Consider the following 13051-nt stretch of genomic DNA (forward strand, 5'->3'; position numbering starts at 1 on the left):
TTTTTTATCTTGGAGCGATTTATTTGATAGCAACTTTTTGTTTTTGAGCCCCAATAATGAGAAGCATAGCAAGGAGGACAATAACAATCCCTGCAAGTGGTGTATAGATAACGCTACTTATCTTCGCTACCTCGCCACCGGCAAATGAACCCAGTGTAATACCAATGTTGAAAGCTGAAATATTAAAAGCTGAAACAAGAGTGATGTCTTGGGGAGTGAATTTTTCAGCCAGTTGGACAACATAGAGTTGTAAACCAGGCACGTTCATGAAGGCAAATAAACCCAGCAAAAGCGTTGCAAGTAATCCAAGCCACTGAGAAGCCAATAGTGCTGCTATAAAAAGGATAAGCAAACTTGCAGTTAAAGCACCAAACATTTTGAGTAATACAGGTAAAATATTTTTATTTGAGTAATGTCCACCGATAGTATTACCGATTGCTACCGTTATACCGTAAGCGACCAGAACGACAACAACAGTACTTGAGCTGAAATTAAAGGTATCTTCTAATAAAGGAGCTAAATAAGTATAAGCAGCAAAGGTACCACCGTAACCAAAAGCAGTAATAAAGAAAGAAGTCATAATGTATTTATTGCGGAAAATTCTCGCAAAACCACTTAAATTTACTTTGCCTGGTATAGGGAGGTTTGTCGGAATTAAAAAGATGCTCGCTAATAATCCAATCAATCCAATTGCGGCAATGAAGATAAAGGACATATGCCATGTAGAATGTTGTCCGATAAAAGTTCCCAAAGGCACGCCGATAACAGTTGCTACAGTAAGTCCTGTAAACATCAAAGCAATAGCAGAAGCACGTTTTTCAGGACGAACTACATTTGCAGCAATAAGTGTTGACACCGACATAAAGATACCATGTGCTAACGCTGCTAAAATACGTCCAACTAAGAGCAGGAGGAAAGTTGGAGCAAAAGCAGATAAGAGATTACCGCTGATAAAGAGTAGCATAATAGCTAACATTAATGAGCGCCGATTCCATGTGTCTGTAACAATCGTAAGAAGAGGTGCTCCAATAGTCACACCTAAGGCATATAAAGAGACGGTAAGTCCTGCTTGAGATAAATTGATATTAAAAGTGTTCACAATCATCGGCATAAGACCAACACTGATGAATTCTGTTGAACCTATGGCAAAGGCATTAATGGCTAAAGCCAATAAGGTTAGGCTTGGTGAAATTTTTTTCATGAAGGTTTCCTATTTTTTAAAAATTAAATGTTTCTGGATTTGGTCCCACGCGCAGATTTTCATCAAGATTGTTGAGGAGTTCCATATCATCTTGATCCAGAGAGAAATCAAAGATATCACGGTTGGCAAGCATACGTTCTGTTTTGACAGATTTCACGTTAACCAAAATACCTTGCTCTAAATGCCAACGAAGGATAACTTGTGCTGTTGATTTATTGTGCTTCTGAGCAATTGTTTTAATTGTTTCATTGTCTAACAGTTGTCCTTGCATCAATGGGGACCAAGCTTGTACTTTAATATCGTGTGCTTCTAAAAAGTGACGCAGTTCTTTTTGAGCAAGTTTAGGGTGAAGCTCGATTTGATTTACTGCAGGGATAACTTGTGCATAGGTAAAGAGACGCTCTAAGTGATGTTTTTGGAAGTTACTTACACCGATAGCTTTGATACGACCGTCTTTGTAGAGGTCTTCCATAGCTTTCCAAGAAGCTTCAAACCCATAATCAGTACCTGGCCAGTGAATGAGATAAAGATCAAGGTAATCCAGACCTAATTTTTCTAAACTTGTTTCAAAGCTTTGAATGGTTTCCTCATAAGAAAGGTTGCTGCCCCATAGTTTTGATGTGATGAAGAGGTCTTCGCGTGTAAGATTTGTGTCTTCAAGGCCAGCCTTGATCCCCTGTCCTGTGCCTTCTTCGTTACCATAAATTTGGGCGGTATCGATCAAACGATAACCGTTGATGATTCCGTTTTTTACGACTGCAGCAGTTTCCTCATTTGAGATTTGGAAAACGCCTAATCCTAATTCGGGGATATGTGTTGTATTGTTAAGTTTCATTGTCTTTTCTCCTTAGGTTTTCTTTTGACAAAAAATAGTATATAATAAAAATAACTTGTTGAATAGTACCTACTTTTTTGTCATATACATACAAAAAAGTAAGTTTTGTTTGAAATAAAGGATTTAGAAAGGAAATTTTTTTTGGAAAAAACTTATAACATAGGTGTAGAAGCCACAATGGACGTCATTGGTGGAAAATGGAAATCTATCATTTTGTGTAATCTCAGACACCAACCACGCCGTCCAGGGGAACTTAAACGAAGTATTCCAGGGATCAGTCAAAAAATGCTTACACAACAATTACGTGAATTAGAGCTGGATAATATCATTGTCCGCACCGTTTACAATCAAGTGCCGCCAAAAGTTGAATATTCGCTTAGCCCATATGGTGAAAGCTTGAATAACATTTTAGATAATCTTTGTTCTTGGGGGGAAGATCACGTCCGTAATCTCAAAGCTCAAGGAGAAGAAGTCTGCATCTTGGAAGAAGATGAACTTACGGCTGAGAAGATAAGATAGAGGGAAACATGTATACACCAAATTTTAAGAGCATACATCATATCGCTATTATAGGGAGTGATTATGAAAAATCACGACACTTTTATGTAGATATTCTGGGATTTCCAGTAATCAGAGAAAGCCATCGTCCGGATAAAGGGGATGTGAAAATCGATCTTCAAATGAATGACAGTACTGAAATAGAGCTCTTCATTAAAATTGATGCCCCTGAGCGTGTCTCCTATCCAGAGGCGAAAGGTTTACGTCATTTGGCAATACAGACCGATAATATTGAAGCAGACATGGCTTATTTATCGGATCAAGGAATTAAAGTTGAAGAACTGCGCGTGGATGAGATTACCAATAAAAAGATGGTTTTCTTCTATGATCCTGATGAATTGCCAATAGAATTACATGAATAGAAAAAAATTCCAGTGAAGGTACTGGGATTTTTCTGTACAAATAGGGGAAACCTTGGATTTTAGTGGTCCAATTATAGGGAAATTATGTTAAAATTGGGATATGATTAATCTGAAAATTGGACAAAAAATCCCACTCAATATCGAGCGTATGGGTATCAATGGCGAAGGAATCGCCTCTTATCATGGGCGCTTGGTATTTGTGCCTTATGCACTGCCTACAGAAGAAATTTTGGCAGAAATTACAGAAAATGCCCGCAATTTTTCACGCGCAAAAGTTGTCAAGATAAATAAAAAGTCAAAATACCGTGTTAAGCCTGAAGATCGTGTTTACCATGAGCTGAGCGGCTCACACATCATGCATCTTGCTTATCCGCAACAATTAGAGTTTAAGCGTGATTTGCTCCGTCAAGCTCTTGAAAAATACCGTCCAACAGGTTGGAAGAAGTACGAACTTCTGCCAACACTTGGTATGGAAAATCCTTTACGTTACCGTAATAAGCTGCAATTCCAAGTGCGCCGTCTAAACAATGGCGATGTTATTGCTGGATTGTACAAAGAAGGCACACACCATTTGGTGAATTTAGAGAATTGCTTGGTCCAAGACGAAGTCATTCAAAATATCGCTAATCGTATTTGTCGCTTGATTGAAAAATACAATTTACCTGTTTATGATGAGCGTAAAGTCATGGGGATCCGCACAATCGTTGCGCGACGCAGCCAAAAAACAGGTGAAGTCCAAATTATTTTCGTGACATCTGCACGCATTAGTCTAGATGGACAGGTTTGGCCTGCCCCACGTGAAGAGCTCTCAAAACGTCAACGCAAAGACTTGGTGAAGATGGATAATATTTTATCTGACTTGACGGAAGAGTTCCAAGAGATTGTTTCTGTATCGGCCAACTTCCATCCGAAGAAAACCAGCGAAATTTATGGTGACCGTACACAGATGCTTTTTGCGGAAAAAGAAACGATTACCGAAGGCGTTTTGGATTATGACTTTGAGTTGTCACCACGTGCTTTTTATCAACTCAATTCAGAACAAGCTAATGTGCTCTATGGTGAAGCTGTACGTGCGCTAAATCCGAAAAAAGATGACCGTGTGATTGATGCCTACTGTGGCGTTGGGACAATCGGTTTTGGTGTGGCCAAGAAAGTAAAATCTGTCCACGGAATGGATATTACGCCAGAATCTATCGCAGATGCTAAAATCAATGCAAAACGTCTTGGCTTTAAAAACTGTCACTATGAAGTAGGTAAGGCGGAGCGTATCATTCCTAACTGGTATAAGTCAGGCCATAGAGCCACAGTCCTTATCGTTGATCCACCGCGTACAGGATTGGATGATGCTTTGTTGGAAACAATCACCACTTATACACCAGAAAAACTGGTTTACGTGTCTTGTAATGTTTCAACATTGGCAAAAGACTTAGTGATTCTTTCGCAATTTTACAGCATCGAATATATCCAATCTGTCGACATGTTCCCACATACAGCTCGTACTGAAGCGGTAGTGAAAATGCGTAAACTTGCCCAACCTTTGGCAGCACCTTTCCGTGCGGAAAAACCAAAGCAACAATATGACAAGCCACGTAGAAAAAGAAAATAAAATAGGGCGTTTAGTTTGAGCGGGGAGAAAAAACATGATTTATTTAAGAAAGGCAACCACAGCAGATATCGTAGCTATTATGCCGATTATTGCTCAGGCGCGTGAATTTTTGGGCAAATCAGGCAGCGATCAATGGCAAGCAGAGTACCCCGCACAAAGTGATATTGAAAATTTTCTTCATAAAGCTGTAGGTTACGTTCTGATTGTAGATGAGAAAGTTGCAGGTTTTTGTGCGGTTATTACTGGAGAAGATACACAATATACGAAAATTTATAATGGCAAGTGGTTGAATGATAGCTTGGACTATGTCACTGTCCATTGTTTAGCACTATCCGACCAATATCGTGGTTTGGGTCTGACAAAATATCTTTTTTCAAATATCTTTACTTTGATGCAGGCACGCGGTTATAATGATTTCCGCGTGGATACGCATCCAGCTAATGCAGTGATGCAGGCAGTCTTTGAACGTGAGGGCTTTGAAAAGCGCGGCATGGTTTTCTACGAAGGAGATCGCTTCGCTTATCAACTCCTTTTAGGAGAATAAGATGGATAAAGAAAACTGGCTAGAGTTTTGCTTAGCGCTTGGTCCAACTTTTGCAGATACACCTTTTGCAAAGATGGAAAAAGGGCCAGCGACGATTGTAGTGAAGCATCTAAAAAATAAAAAATCTTTTGTCTACATCTCGGAGCGTGAAGGCGAGCTTGTTTTGGCTGTCAAAGGTTTACCTTCAGTCAATGAGGAACTGCGTGAATCTTTTGTCTCAATACGACCAGCTTGGCACATGAATAAAACGCACTGGAATGATATTCATTTTGGTGGTGACGTTTCAGAGAAGCAAGCGAAACAGATGATTGAGAACAGTTATCATTTAATCAAACCAAAAAGAGAATAAAAATGGAATATAAAGAAAAATTTTTAAAAGATTTTAGTGAGTGGGTGGACCAACAGGTTCAACTTTCAGAAATTGCAATGAAAGCCGCAGAAAAAATTGCGCATGAAGATAAAAAAATTGAAGCAAAAGAAGCAGCTATTCGTTATGAAAGTCGTCTCGATGCCTATCAATTTATTCAAGGGAAATTTGAAAACTATAAAGCAGGTAAAGATTTCCATGAGGTACCAGACTTAGGTACAAAAACTTTTTAAATAATAAGGAGGGTTTTATGAAATTAAATCCTATGGTTGGTAAACAAGTGCGAGTAACTGCTCTCGCGTAAGTTTACCGCTAAGTTAACAATATTCTCACTTAGCGGATAGTTAAGGAGAAAAAATGAAAGCATATGAATACAACAGAATAAAATACCTTACCTTTGACCTCATCAATGTCTACCATTCGGTTAATGATAAAGCCACGGTAGAAGCAGTTTATGCTCAAACTGTAGCTGAAATAGAAGAGCTCTCGAAAGCAAAAGAAGTCGGGGACTTTTTAGAGAGAATTGCTGACAGTAAAACAACTAAAGAGCAAGCAGAACGAGATTTGCTCCATTTAAAGAATTTAGTTGAACCTTTTGCCTTACCATCTGAAAGTCAGATTAAAAAGATTTTTAAGAAGGTCAAAAAGCTGAAAGTTCCAGCGCAAGCATCTTGGGACATGAAAGAACTCACCTATTTTGCTTGGAATGAAATTTCCAGTCAGCGAAAATATATCGTGACGAGTGATGGGCGAGGTTTTTATGGGACGACTTCTGGAAGTATAAAAAATATTTGTGCGATTTGTCAAAAAACAAGCCAAGTGACACAGTTTTTAGCAACCACTAAAAGAGGTTCTGATGGCACCTATACTAAGAACGGAACATATATCTGTGTTGATAGTGTGAACTGTAATCGACAAATGCAAAAAATAGAAGGTTTAGAGCATTTCTTAGAAATAATCAAAGAACGCTGAGCGACCTTGCAAAAAACTGACAAATCTGATAGAATAAAAACACTAAATGAGGAGTAACAAGTCTAGTCTTTGAGAGAGAAATCGGTCGCTGTGAGATTTCAGATGAAACTTGTGAAGGTTGCATTGTGGTCAGTTAAATAAAATTAAGTGTCTGCTTTAAAAAAGGCAGGAATTTAGGTGGTACCGCGCGTGAGCGTCCTATTTTGGATGTTTAGGTGCGGTATTTTTTTATTGACATACTCTTGAACTTCTCCCTCGACATTATTAACTGTTTTCATACCGAAAGGAAAAATAAATGACAGAAGAATTATCAACAAAATTTAATCCTGCTGAAGTCGAAGCAGGGCGCTATGAAAAATGGCTCGAACAAGGTGTTTTTGCCCCTTCAGGGGACAAAAAAGCAAAACCCTATAGTATCGTTATCCCACCACCAAACGTAACAGGGAAGCTCCATTTAGGACATGCTTGGGATACAACCTTGCAAGATATTATCATCCGTCAAAAACGTATGCAAGGTTTCGATACCCTTTGGTTGCCAGGTATGGACCACGCAGGTATTGCAACGCAAGCCAAAGTGGAAGCGCGTTTAGCTGAAGATGGTATCTCCCGTTATGATTTAGGCCGTGAGAAATTCTTAGACAAGGTTTGGGAATGGAAAGACGAATACGCCTCAACCATCAAAGAACAATGGGGTAAAATGGGTATCTCTGTTGATTATAACCGTGAACGTTTTACTCTAGACGAAGGTTTGTCTGCTGCAGTCCGCAAAGTTTTTGTTCAACTTTACAAAAAGGGCTGGATTTACCGTGGTGAGTTTATCATTAACTGGGATCCAAAGGCCATGACTGCGCTCTCTGATATTGAAGTTATCCATAAAGATGTCGAAGGTGCCTTCTATCACATAACTTATCCTTTGGCGGATGGTTCAGGTGCACTTGAAGTAGCGACAACACGTCCAGAAACTTTCTTTGGAGATACTGCTGTTGCTGTTAACCCAGCAGATGAACGTTATGCCAAATACATTGGTCAAAGTGTTATTCTCCCTATCATTAACAAAGAAATTCCTATTGTTGGTGACGAACACGCAGACATGGAAAAAGGGACAGGTGTGGTTAAAATTACCCCTGCCCATGATCCTAACGACTTCTTGGTTGGTCAACGTCATAACTTGCCACAAGTTAATGTAATGAATGCTGACGGTACAATGAACGAGCTCACAGGCGAATTTAATGGTATGGATCGTTTTGAGGCCCGCGAAGCTATCATTAAAAAATTAGATGAGCTCGGCAACTTAGTTAAAGTTGAGAAAATGATGCACTCCGTTGGGCACTCAGAACGTACAGGCGTAATGGTTGAGCCTCGCTTATCGACACAATGGTTCGTTAAGATGGAAGAGTTGGCTAAAAATGCAATCGCAAATCAAAAAACAGAAGATGCTGTTGAGTTTTATCCTCCACGTTTTAACGACACTTTCCTCCAATGGATGGAAAATGTACACGACTGGGTTATTTCACGCCAACTTTGGTGGGGACATCAAATTCCTGCATGGTACAACGAAGCTGGCGAAATGTATGTTGGCGAGGAAGCCCCAGAAGGTGAAGGTTGGGTTCAAGATGAAGACGTACTTGATACATGGTTCTCTTCAGCCTTATGGCCTTTCTCAACTATGGGCTGGCCGGATGAAAAGGCAGAAGACTTCCAACGTTACTTCCCTACATCGACCTTGGTTACGGGCTATGACATCATCTTCTTCTGGGTTTCGCGTATGATTTTCCAATCACTTGAGTTTACAGGAAAAGCACCATTTAATAATGTACTTATCCACGGTTTGATTCGTGATGAAGAGGGACGCAAGATGTCCAAATCTTTGGGGAATGGTATTGACCCAATGGATGTGATTGAAAAATATGGTGCCGATGCTTTGCGTTGGTTCTTGTCCAATGGTTCAGCTCCTGGACAAGATGTGCGTTTCAGCTACGACAAAATGGATGCAGCTTGGAATTTCATCAATAAGATATGGAATGTTTCACGCTATATCTTGATGAATGCAGGAGATATCACAGCAGAAGAAATTTCTGCTCATCTTGACCAAGTGGCAGCGAAAACAGCAGGTAATGTTACCGATCGCTGGATTCTCACACGTTTGAATGATACAATTGCGCGCGTTACGGAACAAATGGATAAATTTGAGTTTGGTGTTGCAGGTCATATTCTGTATAATTTCATTTGGGATGAGTTTGCCAACTGGTATCTTGAGTTGACTAAAGAAGTAATGTTTGGCGATGATGAAGCAGAAAAAGACGTCACACGTTCAGTACTTGTGCATGTTCTTGATCAAGTGCTCCGTCTCTTGCACCCAATCATGCCTTTCTTCACAGAAGAAATCTTCGAAAAACTTCCGACAGCTGAAGGCAAATCTATTGTGGTATCTGAATATCCAGAAGTACGTCCAGAATTTGATGATGTAGAAGCTGGAGATGGTGTTGCCATGCTCATTGAAATTATTACAGCTGTACGTAATATTCGTGCGGAAGTGAATACGCCTTTATCAAAAGCCGTGCCAATGATGATCAAATCAGACAAAGAAGCCTTCCTGAACAAGGTAGCGCCTTATATCAAACGCTTCACTAACCCAAGTGAGTTAACTATTGCAGCGGATATGACAGCACCAGAACAAGCCATGTCAGCAGTTGTTACTGGTGCGGAAATCTACCTTCCATTAGCAGGCTTGATTAATATCGAGGAAGAAATTGCTCGTCTCAATAAAGAACTAGACAAATGGCAGAAAGAACTCGATATGGTTAACCGTAAGCTTTCTAATGAAAAATTTGTGGCAAATGCCAAAGCAGAAGTTGTAGATAAAGAACGTGCTAAATTAGCAGACTATCAAGAGAAGTTTGAAAGCACACAAGCCCGTATTGAAGAGTTACAAAAATAGTTTATGAGACGTGGAAAAGTTCCTAATTGTGGGAACTTTTTCTTTTTGGTATAGATAGGTTTACAATATCTTAAATTTTCATTTCTTGTTAAACCTATGGAAAAGTGATAAAATAAACAAAGAAAAAAACTCTAAGGAGAGATATAAGATGGCACATATTAAATTTGACTATTCTAAATTGAAACCATTTGTAGCTGATAAAGAACTTGACGAAATTCAATGGCAAGTTGATGGCGCAGATAAACTTCTTCGTGAAGGAACCGGTGCTGGTTCTGACTTCATCGGTTGGTTAGATCTTCCAGAAGACTATGATAAAGAAGAATTTGCACGCATTCAAAAAGCAGCAAGCAAAATTCAATCTGACTCAGAAGTTCTTATTGTTATCGGTATCGGTGGTTCATACCTTGGTGCCCGCGCTGCAATTGACTTCTTGAACAACAGCTTTGTTAATCTTCAATCAAAAGAAGAACGTAAAGCACCACAAATTCTTTATGCAGGAAATTCAATTTCTTCAAGCTATCTTTCAGACTTGGTAGAATATGTGGCAGATAAAGATTTCTCTGTTAATGTTATCTCTAAATCAGGAACAACAACTGAACCAGCAATTGCTTTCCGTGTCTTTGAAGAACTTTTGGTTAAAAAATATGGCCGTGAAGAAGCAAATAAACGTATCTATGCAACAACAGATAAAGAAAAAGGTGCCGTTAAAGTTAATGCTGATGCAAACAACTGGGATACTTTTGTTGTGCCGGATTCAGTTGGCGGACGTTTTTCAGTTTTGACAGCTGTTGGTCTCTTGCCTATCGCAGCATCAGGTGCTGATATTACAGCTCTTATGGAAGGTGCTAACGCAGCGCGCAAAGAATATACAGCCACAGACGTACGTGAAAATGATGCTTATGCTTATGCAGCGCTTCGTAATATCCTTTACCGTAAAGGTAAACTTTCAGAAATCTTGATTAACTATGAGCCATCATTGCAATACTTCTCAGAATGGTGGAAACAGTTGGCAGGTGAATCTGAAGGTAAAGACCAAAAAGGTATTTATCCAACATCAGCAAACTTCTCAACAGACTTACACTCATTGGGTCAATTTATCCAAGAAGGTACACGTTCTGTATTTGAAACAGCTATTCGTGTTGAAAAACCACGTAAGAACATTAACATTCCTGAACTTGAAGCAGATCTTGATGGTCTTGGCTACTTGCAAGGTAAAGATGTTGACTTTGTCAACAAAAAAGCAGCTGACGGTGTTCTCCTTGCACACACAGATGGTGACGTTCCAAATATGATCGTTACTTTGCCTGAGCAAGATGAATTCACTTTAGGTTACACTATCTACTTCTTTGAGCTTGCAATTGCGATCTCAGGCTACTTGAATGGTATCAATCCATTTGACCAACCAGGTGTTGAAGCTTACAAACGTAACATGTTTGCACTTCTTGGCAAACCAGGATTTGAAGAATTGAGTGCTGAATTGAACGCACGTCTTTAATCAAAAATGAGATAAAAACAAAAACCACAGTACATCATTGAACTGTGGTTTTTTTGATGCTTGTGGGCGAAGAAGACACAGTGTGCTATAATAGAACAATGAGAGTTGTAGCAGGAAATTATGGTGGTAGACCACTGAAAACATTGGCAGGAAAAACAACACGTCCAACGACAGACAAAGTTAAAGGAGCAATTTTTAATATGATTGGTCCATATTTTGAAGGTGGACGAGTTCTGGATTTATTCTCAGGTTCGGGTTCGCTTGCTATAGAAGCTGTATCACGTGGGATGGACAATGCTGTAATGGTTGAAAAAGACCGTTCAGCACAGCTGGTGATTGCAGAAAATATTAAGATGACCAAGGAAGAGAAAAAGTTTCAACTTCTTAAAATGCCAGCAGAACGTGCTTTGGCTAATCTTTCTGGACAGTTCAACTTAGTTTTATTAGACCCACCTTATGCGAAAGAAAGTATTGTTGCTAACCTAGAAGAAATGCAGAAAAAAGACTTGTTGGCAGATGATGCTGTCGTGGTTTGTGAGACGGATAAGGAGGTCACACTTCCGGAAAATATCGGTCACTTGTCGTTAAGTAAAGAAAAAGTATATGGAATTTCAAAGGTAACCATCTATGAAAGATAAAATCGGTTTATTTACGGGCACTTTTGACCCGGTCACAAAAGGCCATCTTGATATCATTGAACGTGCCAGTAAGCTTTTTGATAAGCTTTATATCGGTATTTTTAAAAATGAAGCTAAAAATCCTTTGTTCAGTCTAGAAGAACGTGTAGCTCTAATCGAAACAGCCTTAGCAGATTTACAATTAACCAATGTGGCAGTCATTGCACATGCGAGTGATCTGACAGTAAATATTGCGGAGAAACTTGAGGTCACAGCGCTTGTTCGGTCCGTTCGCAATGCGGCTGATTTAGACTATGAGAAAAATATGATTTACTTTAACCGTGAAATGACAGGGATCGAAACCATCTTACTGACTGCAAAACCAGAACTCGAAAATATTAGTTCTACCCGAATGCGTGAACTTTATCATTTTGGTCAAGACCTAAGTCGATGGTTACCTGCAAATGTTATTGAAACATTGAATGAGAAAAAAGCACATGAAAAATGAAAAAATAAAAAAGCATAAAAAACTAAAGCTATTCTTTGCCATCGCGCTACCGCTTCTTATTGTAGTGGGTTTATTCTTCCCCTTACCTTACTATATCGAGCAGCCAGGAGGAACCATTCCAGTTAACCAAATGGTTGATGTTGCAGGGAAAAAAGACGAACATAAAGGCAACTTTTATTTAACGACAGTTGAAATGGTTCGCGCCAATGCAGCAAGTATGCTTTATTCCAAGTCGAACTCTTTTGCCACTGTTGTGAGTAGTGAAGAGATGACGGGTGGAATGACCAATCAGCAATTTGACTTGGTCAACCAGTTTTATATGCAGACAGCGCAAAACACGGCTATTTATCAGGCCTTTAAGTTGGCAGGGAAACCTTATGAGATGAAGTATCAAGGTGTTTATGTTTTGAGCATCACTGAGGATTCAACCTTTAAAAATGACTTACAACTTTCAGATACGATAACGGCAGTTAATGGACATACTTTCAAATCTTCAACTGAGATGATTGATTATGTATCGCAACAAAAAGTTGGGGATAGCGTTACCATCAAATATACACGTGTGGATGGCAGTAATCATGAAGCCACAGGTAAGTACATTAAGTTGAGTAATGGTAAAACAGGGATTGGTATTGGTTTAGTAGATCATACCCAGGTTGTGACAGACCCTAAAGTTAAAATCGATGCTGGAAGTATTGGCGGGCCAAGTGCTGGTATGATGTTTACCTTGGAAATATATAGCCAAATCACAGGCAAAGATTTACGTCAAGGACGCGAAATTGCAGGTACTGGAACGATCAATGAGGATGGCAGCATCGGGCAAATAGGTGGCGTTGATAAAAAAGTTGCTACAGCAAGTAATGCGGGCGCAAAAATTTTCCTTTGCCCAGATGAAACGGAAGAACAGACAAAGGCTTCTGGTACAACAAATAACTACACAGATGCGCTTGCGGCAGCTAAAAAGTTGAATACAGATATGAAAATTGTACCTGTAAAGACGATTCAAGATGCGCTAGATTATCTCGAAAAATAAAAAAAGCTGTAATTT

14 protein-coding genes and 1 other annotated feature are annotated in these 13051 nt (G+C 39.4%); of the genes, 12 read left to right on the plus strand and 2 right to left on the minus strand.

The window, feature by feature from the left end; genetic code table 11:
- Positions 1 to 19 precede the first annotated feature (19 nt).
- Both BZZ03_RS10335 and BZZ03_RS10340 read right to left on the minus strand, forming a co-directional pair.
- The gene (locus BZZ03_RS10335) at positions 20 to 1201 is read right to left on the minus strand and encodes an MFS transporter (protein WP_086583234.1); all 1182 of its coding nucleotides are present in this window, start codon (positions 1199 to 1201) and stop codon (positions 20 to 22) included.
- Between the two features lie 16 nt (positions 1202 to 1217).
- Complete coding sequence (locus BZZ03_RS10340) at positions 1218 to 2036, minus strand: aldo/keto reductase (RefSeq protein ID WP_086583235.1); 819 nt, start codon at positions 2034 to 2036, stop codon at positions 1218 to 1220.
- 141 nt (positions 2037 to 2177) lie between these two features.
- Between BZZ03_RS10340 and BZZ03_RS10345 the strand changes: the two genes are divergently transcribed.
- The 12 genes from BZZ03_RS10345 to BZZ03_RS10400 all read left to right on the plus strand — a co-directional run bounded on the left by BZZ03_RS10345 (position 2178) and on the right by BZZ03_RS10400 (position 13036).
- Positions 2178 to 2555, plus strand: a complete 378-nt coding sequence (locus tag BZZ03_RS10345; RefSeq protein ID WP_019335764.1) for a winged helix-turn-helix transcriptional regulator — start codon at positions 2178 to 2180, stop codon at positions 2553 to 2555.
- 8 nt (positions 2556 to 2563) lie between these two features.
- Positions 2564 to 2956: an SMU1112c/YaeR family gloxylase I-like metalloprotein gene (gene gloA2 / locus BZZ03_RS10350; RefSeq protein ID WP_086583236.1), complete on the plus strand. Its 393-nt coding sequence runs from the start codon at positions 2564 to 2566 to the stop codon at positions 2954 to 2956.
- Positions 2957 to 3056: 100 nt separating this feature from the next.
- The gene (rlmD, locus tag BZZ03_RS10355; protein WP_086583237.1) at positions 3057 to 4562 is read left to right on the plus strand and encodes a 23S rRNA (uracil(1939)-C(5))-methyltransferase RlmD; all 1506 of its coding nucleotides are present in this window, start codon (positions 3057 to 3059) and stop codon (positions 4560 to 4562) included.
- Between the two features lie 34 nt (positions 4563 to 4596).
- Positions 4597 to 5106, plus strand: coding sequence for a GNAT family N-acetyltransferase (locus BZZ03_RS10360; protein WP_019293307.1), 510 nt, complete (start codon positions 4597 to 4599; stop codon positions 5104 to 5106).
- 1 nt (position 5107) lies between these two features.
- A complete protein-coding gene (locus tag BZZ03_RS10365) occupies positions 5108 to 5455 on the plus strand; it encodes an MmcQ/YjbR family DNA-binding protein (RefSeq protein ID WP_086583238.1) in 348 nt (115 codons plus the stop codon).
- Between the two features lie 2 nt (positions 5456 to 5457).
- Entirely contained in the window at positions 5458 to 5706 is a 249-nt protein-coding gene (locus BZZ03_RS10370) for a DUF1912 family protein (protein ID WP_019335766.1), read from the plus strand.
- A gap of 124 nt (positions 5707 to 5830) precedes the next feature.
- Positions 5831 to 6445: a FusB/FusC family EF-G-binding protein gene (locus BZZ03_RS10375; RefSeq protein ID WP_086583239.1), complete on the plus strand. Its 615-nt coding sequence runs from the start codon at positions 5831 to 5833 to the stop codon at positions 6443 to 6445.
- Between the two features lie 33 nt (positions 6446 to 6478).
- Positions 6479 to 6649: a binding site (T-box leader), on the plus strand.
- Positions 6650 to 6740: 91 nt separating this feature from the next.
- The gene (locus tag BZZ03_RS10380; RefSeq protein ID WP_086583240.1) at positions 6741 to 9383 is read left to right on the plus strand and encodes a valine--tRNA ligase; all 2643 of its coding nucleotides are present in this window, start codon (positions 6741 to 6743) and stop codon (positions 9381 to 9383) included.
- A 148-nt stretch (positions 9384 to 9531) separates the two neighbouring features.
- On the plus strand, positions 9532 to 10878 hold the full coding sequence (locus BZZ03_RS10385; RefSeq protein ID WP_003133148.1) for a glucose-6-phosphate isomerase: 1347 nt from the start codon (positions 9532 to 9534) through the stop codon (positions 10876 to 10878).
- Between the two features lie 98 nt (positions 10879 to 10976).
- The gene (rsmD, locus tag BZZ03_RS10390) at positions 10977 to 11516 is read left to right on the plus strand and encodes a 16S rRNA (guanine(966)-N(2))-methyltransferase RsmD (protein ID WP_086583246.1); all 540 of its coding nucleotides are present in this window, start codon (positions 10977 to 10979) and stop codon (positions 11514 to 11516) included.
- Positions 11506 to 12003, plus strand: a complete 498-nt coding sequence (coaD, locus tag BZZ03_RS10395; RefSeq protein WP_019335771.1) for a pantetheine-phosphate adenylyltransferase — start codon at positions 11506 to 11508, stop codon at positions 12001 to 12003. Before rsmD ends, coaD begins: the two co-directional genes overlap by 11 nt.
- On the plus strand, positions 11993 to 13036 hold the full coding sequence (locus BZZ03_RS10400) for a SepM family pheromone-processing serine protease (RefSeq protein ID WP_019293303.1): 1044 nt from the start codon (positions 11993 to 11995) through the stop codon (positions 13034 to 13036). Before coaD ends, BZZ03_RS10400 begins: the two co-directional genes overlap by 11 nt.
- Positions 13037 to 13051 lie beyond the last annotated feature (15 nt).

The organism is Lactococcus petauri, assembly GCF_002154895.1.
GTDB lineage: Bacteria > Bacillota > Bacilli > Lactobacillales > Streptococcaceae > Lactococcus > Lactococcus petauri.

Bases quoted from the DNA above. Each gene is read 5' to 3' on its own strand.
- BZZ03_RS10365 (WP_086583238.1), top strand. From the start codon at position 5,108: ATGGATAAAGAAAACTGGCTAGAGTTTTGCTTAGCGCTTGGTCCAACT.
- rsmD (WP_086583246.1), top strand. From the start codon at position 10,977: ATGAGAGTTGTAGCAGGAAATTATGGTGGTAGACCACTGAAAACATTG.
- BZZ03_RS10380 (WP_086583240.1), top strand. From the start codon at position 6,741: ATGACAGAAGAATTATCAACAAAATTTAATCCTGCTGAAGTCGAAGCA.
- BZZ03_RS10360 (WP_019293307.1), top strand. From the start codon at position 4,597: ATGATTTATTTAAGAAAGGCAACCACAGCAGATATCGTAGCTATTATG.
- BZZ03_RS10400 (WP_019293303.1), top strand. From the start codon at position 11,993: ATGAAAAATGAAAAAATAAAAAAGCATAAAAAACTAAAGCTATTCTTT.
- BZZ03_RS10385 (WP_003133148.1), top strand. From the start codon at position 9,532: ATGGCACATATTAAATTTGACTATTCTAAATTGAAACCATTTGTAGCT.
- gloA2 (WP_086583236.1), top strand. From the start codon at position 2,564: ATGTATACACCAAATTTTAAGAGCATACATCATATCGCTATTATAGGG.
- BZZ03_RS10335 (WP_086583234.1), bottom strand. From the start codon at position 1,201: ATGAAAAAAATTTCACCAAGCCTAACCTTATTGGCTTTAGCCATTAAT.
- BZZ03_RS10375 (WP_086583239.1), top strand. From the start codon at position 5,831: ATGAAAGCATATGAATACAACAGAATAAAATACCTTACCTTTGACCTC.
- coaD (WP_019335771.1), top strand. From the start codon at position 11,506: ATGAAAGATAAAATCGGTTTATTTACGGGCACTTTTGACCCGGTCACA.
- rlmD (WP_086583237.1), top strand. From the start codon at position 3,057: ATGATTAATCTGAAAATTGGACAAAAAATCCCACTCAATATCGAGCGT.
- BZZ03_RS10370 (WP_019335766.1), top strand. From the start codon at position 5,458: ATGGAATATAAAGAAAAATTTTTAAAAGATTTTAGTGAGTGGGTGGAC.
- BZZ03_RS10340 (WP_086583235.1), bottom strand. From the start codon at position 2,036: ATGAAACTTAACAATACAACACATATCCCCGAATTAGGATTAGGCGTT.